Below are 21620 nucleotides of genomic sequence, written 5' to 3' on the forward strand. Positions count from 1 at the left end.
AGAAATGCATCTGCATCTCCTGAGATGGAGCGTTTTACCAACTGTATCAAATGCTGATCCTCCTTGCTTAGAGTATGTTTCTGTAAATGGGTTTCATTCGAATGAAGTTTTGTTGTTTTTGTTTTACACTTATTAGATGGGAAAATGTAATGAAAAGTTTCAAAAAGCTGCCACTTTTTTTGTGACAGCTTTTCAATGGGCGTTTTTATGTAATATTTTGTTTTATTCCTCAGCGTTTAATCTTTTCTGATACATAGACTGAAGCAGGAATTTTCCTGTCTCTGTTTTGAATACTTTTTCCAGCATATTTCTCACATTGTTTCCGGAGAAATTACTCTCATCAGCATTTACCAGATAATCTGCTTCTATCATAATCTGATAATCAATACCGTCGATTCCGGTTATTGTGTGATGATGGCTTACAATATAAGAAACACGATCCACAAATTCTTTCGGCAGATCTGAATCTGCGAAAAATTCCTCTATCAGTGCCGCACTTTCTTCCTCCTGATGCTTGCCGTTGGCATTTCCGTATTTTACTCTGCAGAGAGGGCAGGCAATATCATGGACAACCGCAGTTACCTCCACCAGCTTCTGCTGCTCTGGTAACAGATTTTCGCCTTCTGCGATTGTTTTTGCATATGCGTATACTTTCATGAAATGATTGATGTCATGAAGATCTCCCTTGGAATACTCTACCATTTTCTTTACAACTTCTGCTACTGTCATGTTTTGTTCCTGCCTTTCTCTTACGAATATAGTTACTTGTTCACTCCATTCTCAGTAACCAGGTTTATCTTATTCTAAAAAACAGCAGAATCTTTCGATCCTGCTGTTTACAATTATCAATTATTTGCAAAGTTCCTCAGCCATAGCCTCAATCTCTGCCTCATTTGCTTCGCTGAGTGAGGACATAATCTTTACATTGTTCTCGAGCCATGTGATGTTTTTGCTCTTTTCGAACATCCCCTGCATGATTCTTGCTGCTGCAGGTGCCCAGCTTCCGTTTTCAATGAGACCGATGGTGCGGTTCTGGTAGCTGCGTTCTGTCAGATTTTCAATATAAGTACGCATGAATGGGAAAATATCTCCGTTATACTCAACAGTTGCAAGTACCAGTTTGCCATAGCGGAACGCATCTTCTACTGCTTCTGCCATGTCATCTCTTGCAAGGTCAAATACAGTTACTTTCGGGCATCCTTTTTCTTCCAGTTTCTGTGCCAGAAGTTCTACTGCTTTCTTTGTGTTTCCATAAACAGATGTATAGGCGATCACAACACCTTCGCTCTCCACTTTGTAGGAGGACCAGATATCATATTTCTCAATGTAATGTCCCAGATTCTCTGTGAGGATTGGTCCATGGAGCGGACAGATTGTCTGGATATCCAGAGTTGCGGCAGCTTTCAGGAGCTTCTGAACCTGTGCACCGTATTTTCCAACGATTCCGATATAGTAACGACGTGCTTCGCTGTCCCAGTCTTCCTCTACGTCAAGCGCTCCGAATTTGCCGAATCCATCAGCAGAAAACAGAACTTTATCAGTGCTATCATATGTAACCATAACTTCCGGCCAGTGAACCATCGGTGCGAATACAAATGTCAGAACATGTTTTCCAAGTGTCAGGCTCTCGCCGTTACCTACTACGAGTTTCTTTCCGTCCAGATTCAGTTTTCTGAAGAAATTCTCCATCATGGTAAAAGTCTTTGTGTTGGCAACAACTGTTGTGTCCGGATATGCCTTCATGAAGTTCTCAATATTAGCCGCATGATCCGGTTCCATATGCTGTACAACCAGATAATCCGGTTTTGCGCCGTTAAGAACCTCTGCTACATTTGTAAGCCATTCATCCTTGAAATTAGCATCTACGGTATCCATAACTGCGATCTTTTCATCCATGATCACATATGAGTTATAAGACATACCGTTTGGCACTACATACTGTCCTTCAAACAGATCTACCTGATGATCATTTACACCTACATAATAAATATCATTTCCGATTTTCATGATGTGAATTTTCCTCCTTATTGATCTCCTGTTATTTTTCAGAGATGAAAATTTCTTTTTTTTATTTCTGCACCTATTATATCCAATTTCTTACTGGAAATCAATAGTATTACTGTCAACCAAATACAATTCTACGATAATTACTATCCGACAAAAAAGAATATTCATATAAAATAGAAATTCCTACTCATTTTTATTTAACCGAATCAAGTAATTCCCCTGACTCAAGTGTCTTTCATGCAAGATCTGTTATACCTTTGCGGAAAAAGTTGCCCAGGCACAGGCGGTCATAAAAACCATTCCATCTTCTCCCTCACATCTGCATGCTTCAGATAAATAACATTAAATTCTCTGACTATGGGCTCACCCTTCAGTGTAAAAATCCCAAGCTCCGGGTCGCTTTTGGCAAGTACTTCATATACAAATGAGATTCCATACCCGGACTTGATCAGGTCGATGATCATCTTAAAGCTGGAAATACATATATGCCGGTGAAAACGCTCCAAAGATTCATTATGCTCCAGAAGCTTTTCCTCCAGGATAGCCAGCGTTCCAGAACCTTTTTCGCGATGGATCAGAGTTTCTTTCAGGATCTCCTCTACAGATACTTCACGGCTTGCAAAGGGATGATCCTTCGGGCAAATCCCCACAAAAGGTTCCCGGCGATACAGCTGGCTTCCGAATCTGTTTTTGTCAAAAAATCCTTCTATGATGGCATAGTCCAGAGTATTTTGTTCCAATAAATGCAAAAGATGCTTTGTGTTATCCACGATCAGAGTCAGTGCTATATCCGGCTGATTTAAAAAATCGTGAATCCTGTCTGTGATCACATAGTCACCAATGGTCTTGGTTGCACCGATACGCAGTTCCCGGAGACCATTGTTTTTTATCTTTTCCCTGAGAAAATTTTCACGCTGCTGAACCGATCGCAGGTAATCCTCCAGCATCTGCGCTGCAGGGGTCTTGATCAGTTTTCTGTTTTCATAAAGAAAAAGACGGCAGCCATATTCCTTTTCCAAAAACTGGATATGCTGGGTAACTGCCGGCTGAGTAATATGTAACAGCTCTGCCGCCTCCCTGTAATTCATAACATTGCATACTGCCATAAACGTTTCCGTTCTGTGATCTAACATAATCTTTTTGAACTCTCCCACTCTATTGATATCAGATAGTTTTTTCTGTGTAGTTTTCTTTTTCATAAGCATTACTTATCGTATAATAAAAACTCATAAATTGATTTTATCATTCATAAAGCCTATAATCAACAAAAGAAACACCGTATACATCAGAGAACAATAACGGCTATATAAAGGAGATACTGAATCATGAATGAGAAAAAGCCAGTAACATCTGACAACCAAAAACTGAGTCCCGAGGAAATCAAACGGGTAAAGGGTCTGGGATGTCTTCAGGACAAACGATATGATGACATTTTTAATATTCGAGTCATTACAGGAAATGGTCATATTACAACAGATGAACATCGTGCTATTGCAGATGCAGCAGACAAATTCGGAAATGGCCAGATCACTATGACAACCCGCCTGAGTATGGAAATCCAGGGAGTTCCTTATGATAATATTGAAAAAGCCATTGCTTTCCTTGGAGAACACGGCCTGATGACAGGCGGAACCGGAGCCAAAGTGCGTCCTGTTGTCTCATGCAAGGGAACAACCTGCCAGTATGGTCTGATCGATACCTTTGCACTCAGCAAGAAGATCCATGAGCATTTTTATGTAGGCTATCACGATGTAGTGCTCCCGCACAAATTCAAGATTGCAGTTGGCGGATGTCCTAATAACTGTGTAAAGCCTAATCTGAATGATATGGGAATTATAGGTCAGAGGATCCCAAAACCGGATGTTGAGAAATGCCGGGGATGTAAGAAATGTCAGATTGAAAAAAGTTGTCCTGTCCATGTCCCGAAATTAGTTGACGGTAAACTTTACATTGATCCTGAAGAATGTATCCATTGCGGACGCTGCAAAGGGAAATGTCCTTTCGGCGCAGTACCGGAATATCAGAATGGTTATAAAATCTATATCGGAGGCCGCTGGGGTAAGAGAATCTCACACGGTCAGGCTCTTACAAGAATTTTCACAGAGGAAGAAGAGGTAATGACTGTCATAGAGAAAGCAATCCTTCTCTTCAAAGATGAAGGAATCGCTGGAGAACGGTTTGCTGATACTGTGAAACGTCTCGGATTTGAGTATGTGAATGAGAAATTGATTGGCTGAGCATTGAATCACCAAGTCAAGTGGATAAAATCATCCGCTCCGCTACTTGCTTGATTCGGTTAAATAATCACACCAGTCCAACCGTATTTTGCCACAGCCCTTTCTCTTCAGCTCCGGAGTGATGCAGATTGCTCCCATGATTATGATTGGGGATAGTGAATGTTGTTAACGTCAACTGCACTCTGCGGGAGGTTGTGTTTGACTGTATCCGCAACCTCCCGGTTACATCACAATCTCCATTGTATTGTACTTAATCACCACTTTACAACTTTTCATTAAGCCCAAGAATCAGCGGCAGGATCATTACGGAAGCGCATTCAAACAGAAATGTTCTGAGGAATGAAATGACTGCCAATGTAAGTCCATCATTGAGGGCTGTAAAGAAAGCGGAACCAAATATGGCAATCCCTGCGAAGATAAAGGAAAAAGCGCATCACCAACCATATTTATCACACCTGCAGTAACTGTCACAACCAGTCCCAGTTTCGGCTTTTCTGCGGTAACAGCCAGGCTTGAAAATGCATATTGCAGCATAAGAAATGGTAATGCTACAAGAATAATTCTTCCTCCGTCCAGTTGCTTAGCGCTTTACATTCAGCCTCAAATAGTCGTGCAGCTGTCTTGGAAGTATATATTTTTCCTTTTTCAGTAAGATATACCATCTTCGATTTTCCATTGCATTTTTATTTTCTTCTTTCTACACTTTTAGCACTTCCTATAACGAAATACTGAACATTTCTGCTACTTCCCTGGCTACTCCATTTTCTTCGCAATCAGCTACAACTTTCTCTGCCATGTTAATAATCTGCGGAACTGCATTTGCAACTGCTCTACTGTGACAGAACTCCCTGAACAGACATACATCATTCACTCCATCGCCAAACACCATTACTTCCTCTGATGATATGGCATTTTCATCTATAATACGTTTTACCATTTGAAATTTATCAGCTGCCGGAGAAGTAATCTCCACATTCCAGGGAGCTGAAGAAGTGACATGTATATCTGTTCTGCCTTTTAATTTCTCTTTTGCCTGCTGAATGTTTTCATAATCTTTAGAAAAAGCAAAAATCTTCAAAATATAAGCTGTTCCCTTCCGATATTCCTGAAACGGAATAAGATCCGATGAATCATCCAGCAATCTTGGCGCAGTAGCATAGTTACCTTCAGAAGTATTTATCTCCAGATCAATATTTCTCTTTGTAAAAAATGTAATTAATTCTTCACATATGTCCTGAGGTAATGCCTCATAATACTGTTTTTCTCCATTACAACTACGGTATTCTGCCCCGTTCAGCAAAATCATATCCAAATCAATATCTGCCTTTTTCAGCACAGGTTTTACTGTTTCGAATCCTCTCCCAGTGGCAATTACCCAACTGATTCCCATCTGCTGTGATCTTCTGATTATTTCAGCCGTAAGAACACTCATCTCTCCATTCTTTCCAGTCAGAGTCATATCCAAATCGCTGACGATCATTCGTATCATAATACCATTCCCCCATATGTTTGTGAATTTTGAATACAGTGCTGTTTGAAAATACTTTCTACAAAATGTACGCTTAAGCTACATAAACTGAATAAGAGTAGAACCTCCCACATATGAATTTTGGGGACAAAATACTTTTTGCCCCCAAAGTTATATTTATGGTATCACAGCTTTCTTGTAAATTCAACCATTCCAGAAGTTGGAACAGAAATTATAACAAATTGATTAGCCGACACTTCGTTACTCTCCATTAAATTTCCATAGCAGTCCCGTACTTCATATTTAAGAGTATCTGAGGAATTACACCTGAAGCATACCTCTTCTTCCTTTACAGCGTGAATATAATAAATTTTCTTATTAATATCTCTTAAATCTGCCAGTCTTCCTTTACTGTAATGCACCAGTATTTTTTCATTTCCACATTCTGCACAGACCTCCGGATAAAGATTTTCCGGTTCTTCTGGCTGAATCTGGCTATGTAACAGAATTTCTCTCTTTTCATCCATAAACCCAAGCCAGAACAATAACATTCGCTTCATATCATCCGTTATCTGATCCAGACATACCGAAATCTGTACAGTTGCAAACAAACAGCTCAACAACTGTAATCCTGCATCTTCCGGCTTCTCATCAGGATGCCACATCAGCATATCTGAATGAACCGCTGTACTGCCACTTAAAAGCCGCAGGTCAATCGTACCTGTTCGATTGCTGACTGCGGATCCCGGACAGTCACTTACACGAAAAATATTTCCGTATCTTCGTATCTGAGGTCCAATATATCTTTGTCTGAACTCAATCAGAATATCCGGGCGGATTTTTTTCAGAGTATCCATAACATCTGTAAGGAAAATATTCAGCGCATCCTGTATATCATGACAATCCATTTGCTCATTATAGGAAGGACTTTCTTCCTGGAAATAGAACTCATCAATAAAATCCAGTTTTAAGCCATCCAGATTCCAGTCTTTTACTGCTTTTACATAGATTGCTTTCAGATATTCCCGGACTTCCGGATATCTCAAGTCAAAGATTCCAGCCTGCTGACTTTCATTATATCTCAATAGTTTATCATGAAATCTTTCCCATGCTTTGGTATTTTTTCCAATATAAGGTACAGAGAACCATAAAAGATATTTCAGCCCCATAGCCTGTACCCTTGCTACATGCTGCGCAAAATCAGGGAATTTCTGCTGTGATGGTTCCCAGTCTCCACAATAAGCGTATCCTCTGTTATTATCTTCTGTCTGCCATCCATCATCTACGATAATTGCTGAAAATCCCATTTCGGCAGCACGCAGACTTTCTTCTTCTACACTCTCTGCCGTAATATTCTGGTGTTGGGAATACCAGAAGGAATACATCGGTTTCTTTGCAAGCTCAGGAACTTCTGCCGGCATGATATTCAGTGTCTCTTCCCACCAGTATCTGACTTTATCAAGAACTTCCCAGTATTTTTTTCTTTCTATTGATTCCCAGATTGTAATTTTCAAATCTTTTTCGCTGAAGCCCTGCGTAACCGGAATTTCAATTACACACAGCATATTTCCATCTTCTTCATGAATTCCACACTTCATAAATACTTTCTGGCGTACTTCTGAAAGAGCGATTGTATGGCGGTTCATTCCGTCAGAATTATAAAAGCATACAACCGGCGCGGAACTTGCCGTCATAGATTCCACAGCAGAATCATAATCTGCTTTTACAGAACGGTCAAATTTACATATTGGAAACCATCTGCCACTGATATCTGTTGCAGGAAAAACAAATTCCAGTCTGATCGTACCTTCCTTGTTGTCTTCTGCCTGTTGTTTCATCTCAATATCCACGTATGTTATCTTCACGTCCTGAAGCTTATTTTCTTCCTGAACACATGTGTTTATTTTTAGATTGCTGTAAACTGTCATATAGTTATTCTCAGTAATTTTTTTCATTTTGCTTCTCCATATACACAGTAATCCTGTATCGCCATTACTATTAGTCAATCAGGGGGGATATTTTCAACCCTCTTCACCATTTACTCATAATTTTGATACAGGATCTGCTCTTTTTATAATTTTTCAGGTTATGATTTTACGGCTCCTGCCACAACACCTGCGATAATGTACTTCTGCAAAAACAGATACAGTACAATTACCGGTGCTGCGACCATAAGTAATGATGCCATGATCAGCCCCAAATCTGAAGAATATGTTCCATAAAACATCTGTGTCGCAATTGGAAGCGTATACAATTCTTTCTGTGTCAGAACCAGAGATGGAAGCAGGAAATCATTCCAGATACCCATTGCATACAAGATTACCAGTGTAGCGGTGGTAGGTTTTAACAATGGAAATACGATTCTGAAGAACGTCTGATATTTTGTACAGCCATCCAGCTTCGCTGCTTCTTCCAGTGACATTGGAATATTACTTTTGATAAATCCATGATACATGAAAACTGATTGTGCTGTTGAAAATCCCACATGCATCAGAATCAGCGTCAGTCTATGATTCAGGATATGAAGATTTCCTCCGTAAATTGACACCAGTGGAATCATGATAACCTGAAATGGAATTACCATGGAAGCAATCATCAGTCCGAAAAATATTTTGTTTATTTTATAATCCATTCTGACAAACAGATATGCACACATCGCAGATGTAATAATGATCAGCACAACACTGACACCTGTAATGCAAAGAGAATTCAAGAATGCTCTGATAAAATTCATTTTATGGAATGCTTCCACGTAATTATCCAGAGACGCTCCATGACTTCCGATCAGCGCCATAGGCTCCTTAATAATATCTCTTTTGATTTTGAAAGAATTAATGATAACCATTACAAATGGAAACATATAAACGACCAGTGCACAGATAAGAACAATAATTTTTATTGCTAATCCGGCTTTTTTATGTACATATCCTCTCTGGTTTAAATCCATTATGCTTCCACCTCCTTACGTTTACCCATTACCGCCTGAGAAATTGAAATTACGGCAATTACCAGGAATAAAATCAAGGCTTCTGCCTGTCCAAGACCATATTCTTTTGCTGAGAATGCCATATTGTATACATACATCGCAGCCAGTCTTGTAGAATTGAATGGTCCTCCCTGTGTCAGGGAAATGTTTACATCATAAGTAACAAATGCTCTTGAAATTGCGAGGAAAAAGCAGATTGTAAATGTACCCGCCATTAATGGCAAAGTAATATAGCGCATTGTTTTCTTTTCATCACATCCATCAATACGTGCTGCCTCTTTTAAATTCTCAGAAACACCCATCAAACCGGCAATATAAATCAACATAAGATAACCGGAAAGCTGCCAGACTGTGACGATGATCAACGCCCAGAAAGCCTTTACCGGATCTGATAGCCAGGAAGACGAAAATAACTGAATTCCTGTTTTTTCTCCGATAATTAAAATTCCTTTATTAAATACAAACTGCCAGATATAACCAAGTACAATTCCACCGATCAGATTCGGGGTAAAAAATGCTGCGCGGAAAAAGTTACTTCCTTTAATTTTACTGGTAACGAGATAAGCAAGTAAAAATGCAACCACATTTGCCAGAATAACGGAAATCAATGCATAAAGGATTGTTTTTCCAAGAGAAACCCAGAACTCTTTATCCTGAAACAGTCTTGAATAATTTTCAAATCCGACACATGGTATTTTGCTTGAGATTCCATCCCATCCTGTAAAAGTCAGATAAATACCATAAATAAATGGAAGCAGTACTACACAGGAAAACAAAATAACAGACGGACCGCCAAATCCCAGAAATGTCACGACTTTACTGCTTAATTTGTTATTTTTTTTCATCAATCACAGCCTCCTGTCCCTTTCTTACTGTTTCTGCCAATAACTCTCAATGCTTGCTTCCAGTTCTTCTCTTGTGCACTGGTCGCCTAAATATTTCTGCATTTCTGCTCCAAGCGTTTTCCAGTGGTCTCCCGGTAAGTTTGCAAATGTTTCAAAGATCTTCTCATCTGCTGTATATTTCTGTACAGATGCGCCTAATGGATTCGTTACTTCCAGATCAATATTGGAAAATGCCGGTACAAGATTACATTTATTTACAAGGAAATCCTGTCCATCTTCATCATATACAAGCCAATGTAAGAAATCTTTTGCTGCCTGCTGCTGTTTTTCATCATTATATTTGGTATCGATCATCAGATACTTTGTTGCACCACCGCAAAGATTTTCTGTTGCATCATTATCAGCATCATTCTGTGGAATCGGCATAATTCCATACTCTGTATCGTCCTCTGCAAACTCAGACATCTCAGCCCATGCCCAATTTCCATTAAACCAGAATGCAATATCTCCTTCTGTGATACTGATAGCATTTTCATCATAATCAGAAGCCAGAGGATTGTCTTTGTTCATATTGTACTCTTTAAGAAGATCAAACGTATCCATTAAAGAATTCCACCTGTCATTATCACCCAGTTTTACAGAACCATCTTTGATTCCGTCAACAAAATCCTGCGCTCCTTTGGCTGTTCCATCCTGCTCCTCATATACCTGAGTCAGATAATGTCCGCCCAGAGACCAGTCTTCCATATTTAAGGCTACCGGTGTTTCCATACCGCCATCTACCAGCTTATCAAGAATCGCTTTTAAATCATCGGTAGTTTTAATCTGTGATGGATCAAATTCTTCACCTGTTACTTCTTCAATAGCAGTTTTGTTATAAATCAGACCACGAGCTTCGATGCAGAATGGAAAACCTTTTAATTTATCATTCACAACACAGCCAAACTTTGTGCCTCCTATATCTGCCCATTCTTCATCAGAAAGATCCATGGCATATTCATCAAGCATCAGGATATCCTGTACATCTCCCATAAAAATAGTTGGTACCTCACCTGAAGCGTATCTTTTTGTAATATCTTCAGAAGGAGAATCTCCGACTGTTACAGATACTTCAACTTTAACACCTGTCGTTTTCTCATATTCCTCTGCAAGCTCTTCCCACTGTGTCTGAAGTTCGTCCTTTGTATTAAGTATTGTAATTTTTGTATTATCATCTGCCATTACTGCTATACTTCCCATACCAAGACTGGATACTGCCAATGCTGTACAAAGTGCCGCTGCTACAACTTTTCTTCTCATAAAAAATTCCTCCGTTAATATTTTTTCTCTTTTTTTATTCGTTCTTTCACCTGATCAGGTTTTCTTTTCTCTAGCGCTTCTGTTTATATTAAACACGATTATGCTTGATTTTCATATAGTATTTTCCGATAAGAATATGGAAAAAACTAACTTTTTATAATATAATAAACGCATGGACGAATATAAAGAGACCTCACACAACCTGATTTATAAATCTACCTCTGATCTGGCGATCTACAGTGCCGGTTACGAAGAATGCTCACCAGGATATAGTTACGGACCGAGAATCCGTTCCTATCATGTCATTCACTTTGTTCTGTCGGGAAAAGGAGCCCTGCATATTAACCAGCATGTATTTCAGTGTCAGAAAGGAGATGTATTTATCATTCCTTCCGGAAAAGTATCTTTTTATCAGGCTTCTTCCACAGATCCCTGGAGTTATGCGTGGATAAATTTTCTTGGGATAAACTCTGAAATGTATGTATATCAGCTTATGACCTCAAGCGATGATGTCTATGTTCTTCACGGACTTGATACTGAGAAATATAAGAAATGTATTTTGGAGATTCTTTCTATTTTTAATAATAATATAAGCAGTTATTTCTATGCAAACAGTGTCCTGCTGCGCATTATATCATATCTTTATGCAGATGTAGGTTTTCAGGAAAAAAGCTGGGGAAAGATTTCCATTGCTGATGAAATCAAATTTTATCTGGACATGAAATATTCAGAAAAACTCAGGCTTCAGGATGTTGCCAGAAAATTTAATGTTCATCCCAATTATATGACAAGAATTTTTCATGAGAAATTTAATGTTTCTCCCAAGCAGTATCTGATGGATTTGAAATTAAAAAAAGCCTGCCGTCTTTTAACTACGACAGAACTTCCTGTATCTACCATTTCCAGCTCTTTGGGATTTGATGATCAGATGGCATTTTCCAAAACATTCAAGAAAGAATATGGAAAGTCTCCTTCTGCTTACCGCGCAGACTCCCGGCTTTCCAGTATTGGTTTAGTTGCTGATTCTGAATATTCATAAGGTAGCAGAACTTTTAATCCTGCTGCCTTTTATTTTGAATATATAAGCTATTTGCTTTTATTTGAAGATTTTATTTGCAAAGTTCCTCAGCCATAGCGGAAAGCATCCTCTACTGCCTCTGCCATATCTTCTCTTGCAAGGTCGCATACGACAACCTTCGGGCAGCCTTTTTCTTCCAGTTTCTGTGCCAGAAGTTCTACTGCCTTCTTCGTATTTCCATAGACAGATGTATAAGCGATCATAACACCTTCGCTCTCTACTTTATAGGAAGACCAGATATCATATTTCTCGATGTAATGTCCCAGATTCTCTGTAAGGATCGGACCATGAAGAGGACAAATAGTCTGGATATCCAGAGTTGCTGCTACTTTCAGAAGTTTCTGAACCTGCGGGCCATATTTTCCAACGATTCCGATATAATAACAGCATCTACAGTATCCATAACTGCGATCTTTTCATCCATGATCACATATGAGTTATAAGACATACCGTTTGGCACTACATACTGACCTTCAAACAGATCTACCTGATGATCATTTACACCTACATAATAAATATCATTTCCGATTTTCATGATAAAATGTTCCTCCTTAGCAATATCCGAGCCGGTCAAATCCGGTTAAAAATTCCAATTTTTTATTTCTGAACCTATTATATCCACATTCATATCGTTCGTCAAGTCTCATACCTGCTTATAAAGTCAATTTCTCATCTATTTTATATAAAAATCTGGAAATACTTGAGAGTGTACTATTGCTACTTTTTTTCTTTTATTTCCCTTCAAAAATCTGAGCGATCGGTGAATCCGCGGACAGTATCACTGTTTTGTCCTCACCTTTCATAGATGTCTTCAGCGCATCCAGACTTCTCACAAAAGAATAAAACTCACTCCTGTCCTCTTCTCCATAAGCTTGCGCAAGGATTTTCATATATTCCTGCTCACCCTCTGCTTCCAGGATCTCTGCCTGTTTTTTTGCATCAGAAATCTGGATTGCTACTTCTTTGTCTGTTTTATTTCGAATCACCTTTGCTTCGGAATTTCCCTCTGCCTTGTAAGTCGCTGCAATATTATCTCGTTCAGAAATCATTCGTTCATACACAGCTTCCTTATTATCATCCGGCAAATCCAGCTGCTTGGTTTCGAATTTGAGAAGTTCGATTCCATACTGATCCATGTTTGTTCCTATTGCCTCCATAACCATATCAGACAGTTCTCCGTCACGGCTTGTGATCACCTGATCCTGTGACATACTGCTGATCGCATTTTTGGTGGCATTATACACAGCAGTATTAATTCGGCTCTCACCACTTTCCACAGAAGAGTTTAATGTCTGTGCAAATTTAAGCGGATCGCTGATTTTCCAGAGAACATAGCTGTCGCTGATCATCGTTTTCTTATCTTTTGTAATTACATCAGATGCTGCCAGATCATACAGCAATGTTTCCTTTGGCAATGACTGTGTACTCTCTATAAACGGAATCTTAAAACTGATTCCCGATGAGCTGATCACCCTGTCAACCTTACCAAACTGGCGGATCAGTTTGTATTCGTTTTGCTGAGTTACTGTTACTGATGCTCCGACAGCTACAACCGCTGCAGCCACACCAATTAATATTCCAACTTTCTTACCTTTCATAATAAATCCTTTCGTTTGTCATAGGCGGAAACCCGCTGCCTTTAGGTGATGGGTAGTTGACTTACTAAAACACCTTTTATATGAAATATTTTCTGTCATTTCATTATTCGTTCTCAGAATCATTTAAATTTTGTGTGTCCTGAGCAGGATCTGTGTTCAGTGTCTCTGTCGGATTCTCTGAACTGTTCCCTGTAAAAGAATCTAACGGCAGAACCTTCTTCACTCCATCTCCATTATCAATCACAATCTTCATTCCCGGCAACACATCTTCCATTGTCTCATAGAACATACGCTTCTTTGTGATCTCCGGATTCTTTACATACTCCTCATACATGGCATTAAAACGTGCAACCTCAGCTTCCGCTTCATTAATCCTTACCTGTTTCTGCGCCTCAGCATCCTGAATGATCTGGTCTGCTTCTGCCTCAGCCTCCGGAAGCTTTTCGTTTCTGTATTTATTAGCATTATTCAAAGCAGTTTCTTTTCCCTGCTTGGCAGTTTCTACTGCTTTAAATGCTTTCATAACTTCCTGTGTGGGCGGTTCTGAATCCTGGATTGTGATATTCACAAGCTGGATTCCCAAATCCTGTTCCTCCATCTGTTTCAGTATCATTTCTTTGATCTTGCTCTGGATTTCACCTTTTCCGGTTGTAAGTACTTCATCCACATCATAACTTGCGATTACTGTACGGATACAGCTTTGAGAAATATTTTTTAGAATATCTTCCGGTTCCTCTGAATTGTAAAGATATTTTACCGGTTCTAAAATTCTGTACTCAACAAAGAAATCTACATCAATAAAGTTATAATCCGAGGTAATCATAATGCCCTCATTCTCAACCACCGAATTATCTCCCATACTATATCCAATAGGAAATCCCTGGATCGTTGTATTTACTTTCTGTACTTTCTGTATAAAAGGAATCTTAAAATGCAGTCCCGTTTCTGCCACTGCTTTCGGCACTCCGAAAGTTGTCAGTACTGCCTGTTCCTGCTCCTGGATCTGATAGGTAGCATCTCCTGCAAGCCCTGCAATAATTACCAGCCCTGCTGCTCCTATTACAATACGTTTCACATGTTTTCCCGGCTTCTGTAATTTTTTAAAAGGATTTACTTTTTCGTTCACTTTTCTCCTCCGTTTCACCATTTGGCAAGATTAAATTTTTTGCTTCTAAAAATTTCTGAAGAAAAGAAAAAGACTTTCATTTCAGACATAAGATGAGCTATTCTCTTAATATCTAAAACAAAAGTCTTGCCGATTATATCATAATGCGGGCATTCTTAATCTGCCGTTCTGACGCATTTATGTACCATTTATAGGAAAAACAAGTCCAGTTCTTCATAACGATGGCCGCTACTCCCTTTTCTTTGAGTAGCATCATATCATAACTATTTACAAAATGCAAGAAATATTTTTATGTAATCTCAGTGTCATTATTCTGTATACATATTTCCATTATCATCTGTATTCGAAGAACCATCTCCTGAATTACCCGGAACAGAATTTTGGTCAGTTGAATTTTCTCCTGTACTATCGGAAGTATTCACTCCAGTTTGATTCTGACCTTTTATTTCTTCCTGAGTATTCTCCACCTTAACATTATTAAAACTCTGCTTCCATATTTCCTTTTAGAAATTTCATCAGTCTGTTCAGACTATGTGTACGCAAAATATTTTCAAAATCTTTCTGTTGCATAGCATCATCCAATTCCTCAGAGGATACTTCTGATTTTAGAAGATAAAGATATTTTTTTAGCTCTGGCCGGGAGCGGAATGACTCTGACAGTTCCAGAAACAGATCAACATCACTGCTATATTTCTCTTCTCCCCGTGCACAACTGCCATACAGATATATTGTCTTAATATAAGGCTTTATGCATGATGACTGAATAGCTCTTAAAGCATACTCCGCTGCATTTCTCTGCCGTTTTGATCTGATACATGTCAGCATTTTCTATCCCTCCGTTTTCTCTACATATTATTTACAGATTATGCTTACATTTTCTGCTTCAGGATTTCTTTCTCTATTTTAGTGCTTATTCTGGTAGAATTCCATATTCCTTATATAACCGTTTTCGAGTCTCTGCATTTGTCACAACAGACTGTATTTCTGCACTTCTTCCATCCATAATCAGACGATTAAGCAAAGTGCTTAATCGTTCTTCGCCGATTGCTTCTCCAATCACTCTGCCCTTTGCTTCTCCAATTGCCCTGCCCTTTGCTTCTCCAATTGCCATGCCCCTTGCTTCTCCAATTGCTTTTGCCTCTGCTTCCGCCTCTTTTTGAAGCCGTTCGAGCCTTTCAGATTCCAGTTCAAGAACTTTTCCACCCATAGTCTCACCTATTCCTTTCCGGACTGTTTTTTCATTCCTGCATATATAGTCCGCTATTTTTATAATCAGTTTATTTAAATTCATGTATAAAGCCGTCTTATCTGCTCCTGAAAGTTCTCTTTCCAGATTTATCCGGATTTCCTCATAGTCGTTCAGCAAACTCTGGAACATTTCCGGATTCTCACTCATTTCATGAATATCCTTTTCATATCGCATAATATAAAATGGCAGAAGCATCAGTAAATTCTTTTCAAAAATACTGTCTCTTGTATATGTCTCCAATTTCATTGTCGGAACCCGATAATGTACTATGTTCTCATCCGAAAGTACCATCTCTATTTCCAGAAAATCCGGCGTATTCTTTCCGCTTCTCAAATATAATACGCAAGACTTTGGAAAATCCATCCTGTATTTGCATCCCTGTTTCTGCGCATTTTCGATTGCTATGGAGAAATCATATTCTATCATACGAATTGCCATAGTCGTATCATCTACACTTTGACATTCAATATGATACAATTTACCAGCAATCTTTAAACAGGAATCCGTGATAATCTCTCCGTTTTCCTGCTGATGTTCATTGCGCAGCTGCACAATCGGTACATTCTCCGGATAAGAAGTATGGAACACTTCATTAATCAAAGGTACTGCCAGATACGGCATTTTTTCAATCATTGTACGAAATACATCATCAAATATCGTATTATTCATTAGATACCTCACTTTTATTCTAACATACAGTAACAATACTTGAATACCCAAATTTGCACAAATATGTGTAAATTGTGTAACCTCTATCTTTCGTACTTATCTTCATAAAGGAAAATAAATGACTGAACAGTCTGGAATTTTCTTAGATATGTAGATTCAGTGTAACAAATGCATGTTATCCTGTCAATCAATAGTTTTCGACACATAGATGCCTAAAACACCACTCCTAAAATTTTAATTCAAAACAAGGCTGCTACATCATGTAATTAAACAGTGTAGCAGCCTCTTTTCTGATAAAAGGATTATGAGATTCTTCCATCTTTCATTTCAAATACAGTATCTGCGATATTCATCGTTGATTTCCTATGTGATACAAGTACCACAGTTTTTTTCTCTGACGCTTCTCTCAGAGATTTCAGAATGATTCCTTCATTCAAAGAATCCAGATTGGATGTCGGTTCATCCATCAAAATCAGAGGACTGTCGTGTAAAAACGCTCTGGCTATTCCAATTCGCTGCTTTTCACCACCGGATAAGGTATCCCCCAGTTCCCCAACTTCTGTATCATAGCCCTTCGGAAGTTTCATAATAAAGTCATGGATAGATGCTTTCTTTGCCGCTTTCATAATTTCCTCTCTGGAAGCATCTGGGCTGCCAACTGCGATGTTATTGGCAATAGAGTCGTGAAACAGATGCGTTTCCTGTGTCACATAGCTTTCCATATCTCTGAGATGTCTGGTCGGAATCTTTCTCACATTCTCACCGTCCACAGAAACACATCCTTTATCAACATCCCAGAAACGCATAAGGAGTTTCAACAGTGTAGATTTTCCGGAACCACTTGCCCCATGAATTCCTGTAATTTTGCCAGGTTCCAGTTTCAGAGAATAATCATCCAGAATTACTTCATCTTCATAGGCAAATGTAACATTCTGTGCTTGCGCACCTGAGAATATGCCTGATTTGTTATCCAAAAGATTTTCTGAAATATTTACAGAATCATCTTTTACATTTTCAGGAATTTCTTCCACCATCGGCTTTTCTTCCAATAACGAAAGAACTCTCTCCCCACTTGCCAGTGTCTGATTCAGATTATTAGACAGACTCGACAATACAACCACCGGACCAAAAGATCCCATCATTGCGATGGTGCAGGTCAGGATTCCCTCAAATCCCAGTTCTCCTCTTCCATACAGCCATATTGTCAGCGCCAGCATCCCAAAGGATGCAAGCAGGATCACCATATTTGTAAAAGATCTCTGAGAACCTTCCTGCTTGTTTAAACTTCTCTGCATTTTTGCAAGATTTCCGGAGCGTTGTGACATCTGCTCTTTTCGACTCTCTCCCTGTCCATATTGAATCGTCTCATCCAGACCGCGCAGAGAATCCAGGACAAAACTGTTCAGCTCTCCAAAATTTGTACGAAACTCCATTCCCATCTGACTTCCACGTCTGCCATTCCACACTGGAATCGCAACTCCAACTATCAGATAAGCTGCAAGAGCAAGAAGTCCCGCCATCCAGTGATATCTCCCTATAAAAACTATCATAATCAATGAGGTTAATGTTGCAATGGCAATCGGAGAAATGGTATGCGCGTAAAACACTTCCAGAAGTTCAATGTCTGTCGTAATGATTGAAATCAGATTTCCCTTATCTCTGCCTTCCAGCTTCGCCGGGCAAAGTTTTCTCAATGCAGCGAATACTTTGTGGCGGATGATTGCAAGGAGTTTAAATGCAATAAAATGATTACAGTACTGCTCTGCATAATGAAGGATTCCTCGAAGAACTGCAATAATAATCATTATAATAATAATTGTTTTTACAGGCGTATTTATCAGCCACAGATTCCTCACTGTAATCCCCACCGTCTGGGCAGACAATGCTACATCAGTTGTTTCAGTTGCTATCGCTGCTCCCATTTCTCCTGTCAGAATCCCATGTACGATCACCTGCCCTGCCAGAATCGTCAGGAAAATAGCGCACAGATATCCTGCTGTTCCAAGGATGATTGCTGCAATCATAATGTGAAGTAGCGGCTTCACCAGACCTATCAGACTTCCCATAATTGAAACGGCACTTCTGCGTTTTTTTGTTAAATTACTCTGCACCTCAGACATCCCTGTTCACCTGCCTTCTATAGTTCTCCAGTGCCATCTGGCTTTCATACAGATGTCTGTATTCACCGTCTTTTTGCATCAGTTCTTCATGCTTTCCATGTTCCTGTATTTTCCCGTTCTTCAGGAAATAAATCTGATCAGATTCTACTACATTTGCCAGTCGATGAGAAATCAGAAGCACTGTTTTGATTTTTGCCAGTTCATGAATCACATCCATGATCAATTCTTCACTCTCCACATCAATATTGGAAGCTGCCTCATCAAAAATATATACAGCAGCATCGTACAGCAATGCTCTGGCAATCACCAGTCTCTGACATTGTCCGCCGGACAGATTGCTGGCTTTTTCCAGCAACTTTGTCTGAAGACCATCCTGTGTCTGCAAAAATCCCAGAAGATTTACTTTCTTTAGAACTGCCTTCATTTCTTCCTCTGTTGCATCCGGTTTTGCCATACGAAGATTCTCTTCTACTGTTCCCTTAAACAGATAACTGTTATGACGGACCAGTACCACATGTTTCATCAGATCTGACTCATTCACCTCAGAAAGCGATACTCCGCCAATGGTAATCTCTCCTGTAAATCCTCTGTTCTTTGCAGAAATGATCCCTGTAATCGTACTCTTACCGCATCCGGATTCTCCTACCAGAGATACAAAGTTTCCTGCCGGAAGATACAAATCAATCCCTTTTAAAATTTCTCTGTTTTCTTCATAGGCAAAATGTACATTCTTAAAAGAAATGTCTAATGAGTCATCTGGCAGATTTTTATCTCCTGTCTGAGGTTCTGGTAAATCTAATATTTTAAAAATCTTGTCACTCGCTGCCATTCCATTCATTGCAATATGAAAAAAAGATCCCAGCAGTCTTAACGGCAGGAAAAATTCACTTGCCAAAAGAACAATGCAAATCGTCCCTGAGATACTGATATTTCCTTTGAGAAATTCAGATAATGCAACTGCCATTCCAACCGCAGCACCACCGTATGCCACAATATCCATCACACTCGTAGAATTTAACTGCATCGTCAAAACTTTCATGGTAATTCTTCGAAAGTTCTGAGACTCCACGTCCATCTCATCCGCTTTCTGCTGATCTGCCTGATAAATCTTCAGCGTTGTAAGCCCTTGCAGATTTTCCAGAAAGGAATCTCCAAGTCCTGTATAAATACTCCAATATTTGTTCAGTAATTTCTTTGCGATTTTCTGTACCACTACGATAGAAATTGGAATCAATGGCACACAGATCAGAAGAACTACACTGGCTTTCATGCTCACCCGGCAAAGAATCACAAACAATGTCAGTGGTGCAATTAAACTGTAGAATAACTGCGGCAGGTATTTTCCGAAATAAGTTTCCAGCTGTTCTACGCCTTCCGTTGATACCTGAACTACCTCTGATGACGATACCTGCTCTTTATAGGACGCCCCAAGTTTCAGCATCTTTTCATAAATTTTTTCACGCAGGATCCGCTTTACATCCACACAGGCAAGATAAGATGATCTTGCGCCCATTCGTTCGCAGCTAAAGCGTACGATTACCACCAGAATCAGAGTAATGATCGTTCGCTCAACAACTGCTGCCGTTACGCTTTGATATATAACTCGTTCCAGTAAATCTGCAATCGAAAAAACTGCCAATACCTGTGACAGAAGTGCCACCCACTGCCATAGAATCGTATATACAATATACTTTTTCGCATGGGATAAGAGTCCCACCAGTCTTGTCTTTATCATAAGTTTTTTACCTTTGCCTCCCTTTTACTACATATCAGATGCCATATTGCAAGAATCGGATGATGTAGCAACATTCTTGGACCTGAAAAACGCATTACCTGACGAATCTGCTCTCTCTTTTCCGGTTTATAACAATGCACTTTACAGTTCGCGCAAAATGTCTTTTGTTCCATAAACGGGCATTTCTGGCTTCTGAGTTTCGCATAATCCGAAAGCTCCTGACAGACCGGACACATCTGCCTGCCCTGACGTTCCTCTTCCAAATGATTTTTCCGACAGTATAATCGAATCATTTCTTCCACAATGTACTGCTCTTTCTGCCGCTTCTTTTCCACCTTATTCATATTATTTTGCACCTTCCAGTGTCTCGCTTTCCGCATTTACAGTTTTTACTCTCAGGAAAAAATATAACACATGACAAACCCATACCACAAGCAGACAAATCCTGCCAACAGGCACATTTTTCATACAAAGAAATCCAATCCCCATGATTACTGTTACAGTCCCCATAATGCGAAGTTTTGTTCCCATCGTCATAGCTCTCTTCTGCACAAAGCTTTCCAGATGTTTCTTATATAAATTTGTCCCAAGAAACCATGAATGGAGTCTTTCTGAACTTTTTGCAAAACAGAATAGCGTTGCCATATAAAACGGAACTGTCGGCAAAATCGGCAATATGATACCTACCGTACCAAGTCCCAGACACAAAAATCCAAGTATCATCCAAAAAATCTTCATCGTATGTCTCATGTTTATTCTCCGTTTTTTTCTTTTTCGCAGATATCCTGCGTAATTACTTTTTACTGTTATTTCCCAATATTTATTTTTCAGAGTGTATATGAAAAGCCACTCCTGTATTTTCAGTCTGTTTCACACAGTCAATACGAATTTGTGCCCATCTATTTCTGTGACTTTCAGGTCAATCCCATACAGTTGTCGGATACTCTCACCGGTAATCACCTCATCAGGTTCTCCCTGTATCAGAACTTTTCCCTGACACAGTCCGATAATCCGGTCAGAAAAATAAATTGCCTGATTAATTTCGTGTAATACCATAATAACCGTCATACCGTATTCCCGGTTAAGCTTTTTCACAAGCTCCAGGATTTCAATCTGATATCGGATATCAAGATATGTAGTCGGTTCATCCAGAAAAAGAATCTCCGTTCCCTGTGCCAGTGCCATTGCAATCCACACGCGCTG

At 39.3% G+C, this 21620-nt stretch carries 19 protein-coding genes and 2 pseudogenes; 2 read left to right on the forward strand and 19 right to left on the reverse strand.

Going from position 1 to position 21620, the window contains the following annotated elements; all coding sequences use genetic code 11:
- Nucleotides 1-222 precede the first annotated feature (222 nt).
- The 3 genes and pseudogenes from AC058W_RS02025 to AC058W_RS02035 form a co-directional block, all read right to left on the reverse strand.
- Nucleotides 223-729: an HD domain-containing protein gene (locus tag AC058W_RS02025; RefSeq protein WP_117844541.1), complete on the reverse strand. Its 507-nt coding sequence runs from the start codon at nucleotides 727-729 to the stop codon at nucleotides 223-225.
- A 123-nt stretch (nucleotides 730-852) separates the two neighbouring features.
- Nucleotides 853-2007: pseudogene (locus AC058W_RS02030) on the reverse strand (FprA family A-type flavoprotein); the annotation flags it as partial.
- Between the two features lie 287 nt (nucleotides 2008-2294).
- Nucleotides 2295-3140 carry a LysR family transcriptional regulator gene (locus AC058W_RS02035; protein WP_117675900.1) on the reverse strand — a complete coding sequence of 282 codons (846 nt, stop codon included), beginning with the start codon at nucleotides 3138-3140 and terminating at the stop codon, nucleotides 2295-2297.
- Between the two features lie 192 nt (nucleotides 3141-3332).
- Here AC058W_RS02035 and AC058W_RS02040 point away from each other — a divergent pair, with 192 nt between their 5' ends.
- Complete coding sequence (locus AC058W_RS02040; protein ID WP_117844545.1) at nucleotides 3333-4244, forward strand: 4Fe-4S dicluster domain-containing protein; 912 nt, start codon at nucleotides 3333-3335, stop codon at nucleotides 4242-4244.
- Nucleotides 4245-4959: 715 nt separating this feature from the next.
- Here the strand turns inward: AC058W_RS02040 and AC058W_RS02045 are convergent.
- The 5 genes from AC058W_RS02045 to AC058W_RS02065 form a co-directional block, all read right to left on the reverse strand.
- Nucleotides 4960-5733 (reverse strand): Cof-type HAD-IIB family hydrolase, encoded by a 774-nt coding sequence (locus AC058W_RS02045; RefSeq protein WP_117844547.1) that lies wholly within the window; start codon nucleotides 5731-5733, stop codon nucleotides 4960-4962.
- Nucleotides 5734-5897: 164 nt separating this feature from the next.
- Nucleotides 5898-7667, reverse strand: a complete 1770-nt coding sequence (locus AC058W_RS02050) for a glycoside hydrolase family 36 protein (RefSeq protein ID WP_117844549.1) — start codon at nucleotides 7665-7667, stop codon at nucleotides 5898-5900.
- Nucleotides 7668-7798: 131 nt separating this feature from the next.
- The gene (locus AC058W_RS02055) at nucleotides 7799-8659 is read right to left on the reverse strand and encodes a carbohydrate ABC transporter permease (RefSeq protein ID WP_117844551.1); all 861 of its coding nucleotides are present in this window, start codon (nucleotides 8657-8659) and stop codon (nucleotides 7799-7801) included.
- A complete protein-coding gene (locus tag AC058W_RS02060) occupies nucleotides 8659-9543 on the reverse strand; it encodes a carbohydrate ABC transporter permease (RefSeq protein ID WP_117844552.1) in 885 nt (294 codons plus the stop codon). The genes AC058W_RS02055 and AC058W_RS02060 overlap by 1 nt, the downstream gene beginning before the upstream one ends.
- A gap of 24 nt (nucleotides 9544-9567) precedes the next feature.
- Nucleotides 9568-10842, reverse strand: coding sequence for an ABC transporter substrate-binding protein (locus tag AC058W_RS02065; protein WP_117844554.1), 1275 nt, complete (start codon nucleotides 10840-10842; stop codon nucleotides 9568-9570).
- Nucleotides 10843-11014: 172 nt separating this feature from the next.
- Between AC058W_RS02065 and AC058W_RS02070 the strand changes: the two genes are divergently transcribed.
- Nucleotides 11015-11881 (forward strand): AraC family transcriptional regulator, encoded by an 867-nt coding sequence (locus tag AC058W_RS02070; RefSeq protein WP_117844556.1) that lies wholly within the window; start codon nucleotides 11015-11017, stop codon nucleotides 11879-11881.
- Between the two features lie 89 nt (nucleotides 11882-11970).
- On the opposite strand, the pseudogene AC058W_RS02075 reads toward AC058W_RS02070, so the two are convergent.
- The 11 genes and pseudogenes from AC058W_RS02075 to AC058W_RS02125 all read right to left on the reverse strand — a co-directional run.
- Nucleotides 11971-12303: pseudogene (locus AC058W_RS02075) on the reverse strand (FprA family A-type flavoprotein); the annotation flags it as partial.
- Nucleotides 12252-12455, reverse strand: a complete 204-nt coding sequence (locus tag AC058W_RS02080; RefSeq protein ID WP_243098832.1) for an MBL fold metallo-hydrolase — start codon at nucleotides 12453-12455, stop codon at nucleotides 12252-12254. The pseudogene AC058W_RS02075 and the gene AC058W_RS02080, both read right to left, overlap by 52 nt.
- A 196-nt stretch (nucleotides 12456-12651) precedes the next feature.
- A complete protein-coding gene (hflC, locus tag AC058W_RS02085; protein ID WP_019160930.1) occupies nucleotides 12652-13518 on the reverse strand; it encodes a protease modulator HflC in 867 nt (288 codons plus the stop codon).
- A gap of 103 nt (nucleotides 13519-13621) precedes the next feature.
- Complete coding sequence (hflK, locus tag AC058W_RS02090; RefSeq protein WP_243009882.1) at nucleotides 13622-14644, reverse strand: FtsH protease activity modulator HflK; 1023 nt, start codon at nucleotides 14642-14644, stop codon at nucleotides 13622-13624.
- A 477-nt stretch (nucleotides 14645-15121) separates the two neighbouring features.
- Nucleotides 15122-15469 (reverse strand): nucleotidyltransferase domain-containing protein, encoded by a 348-nt coding sequence (locus AC058W_RS02095; protein ID WP_243009883.1) that lies wholly within the window; start codon nucleotides 15467-15469, stop codon nucleotides 15122-15124.
- A gap of 85 nt (nucleotides 15470-15554) precedes the next feature.
- Nucleotides 15555-16562: a hypothetical protein gene (locus tag AC058W_RS02100; RefSeq protein ID WP_117844560.1), complete on the reverse strand. Its 1008-nt coding sequence runs from the start codon at nucleotides 16560-16562 to the stop codon at nucleotides 15555-15557.
- A gap of 302 nt (nucleotides 16563-16864) precedes the next feature.
- Nucleotides 16865-18682, reverse strand: coding sequence for an amino acid ABC transporter ATP-binding/permease protein (locus AC058W_RS02105; protein WP_117844562.1), 1818 nt, complete (start codon nucleotides 18680-18682; stop codon nucleotides 16865-16867).
- Nucleotides 18675-20417, reverse strand: coding sequence for an ABC transporter ATP-binding protein/permease (locus AC058W_RS02110; protein ID WP_117844563.1), 1743 nt, complete (start codon nucleotides 20415-20417; stop codon nucleotides 18675-18677). The genes AC058W_RS02105 and AC058W_RS02110 overlap by 8 nt, the downstream gene beginning before the upstream one ends.
- The gene (locus AC058W_RS02115) at nucleotides 20414-20761 is read right to left on the reverse strand and encodes a nitrous oxide-stimulated promoter family protein (protein WP_117675732.1); all 348 of its coding nucleotides are present in this window, start codon (nucleotides 20759-20761) and stop codon (nucleotides 20414-20416) included. Before AC058W_RS02115 ends, AC058W_RS02110 begins: the two co-directional genes overlap by 4 nt.
- A 1-nt stretch (nucleotide 20762) precedes the next feature.
- Nucleotides 20763-21167: a YbaN family protein gene (locus AC058W_RS02120; RefSeq protein WP_117844565.1), complete on the reverse strand. Its 405-nt coding sequence runs from the start codon at nucleotides 21165-21167 to the stop codon at nucleotides 20763-20765.
- Between the two features lie 120 nt (nucleotides 21168-21287).
- Nucleotides 21288-21620, reverse strand: a 333-nt coding sequence (locus AC058W_RS02125; RefSeq protein WP_479389646.1) for an ABC transporter ATP-binding protein, incomplete at its 5' end; no start/stop codon positions are given.

Source organism: Blautia sp. CGZ-1-C1 (assembly GCF_056504575.1).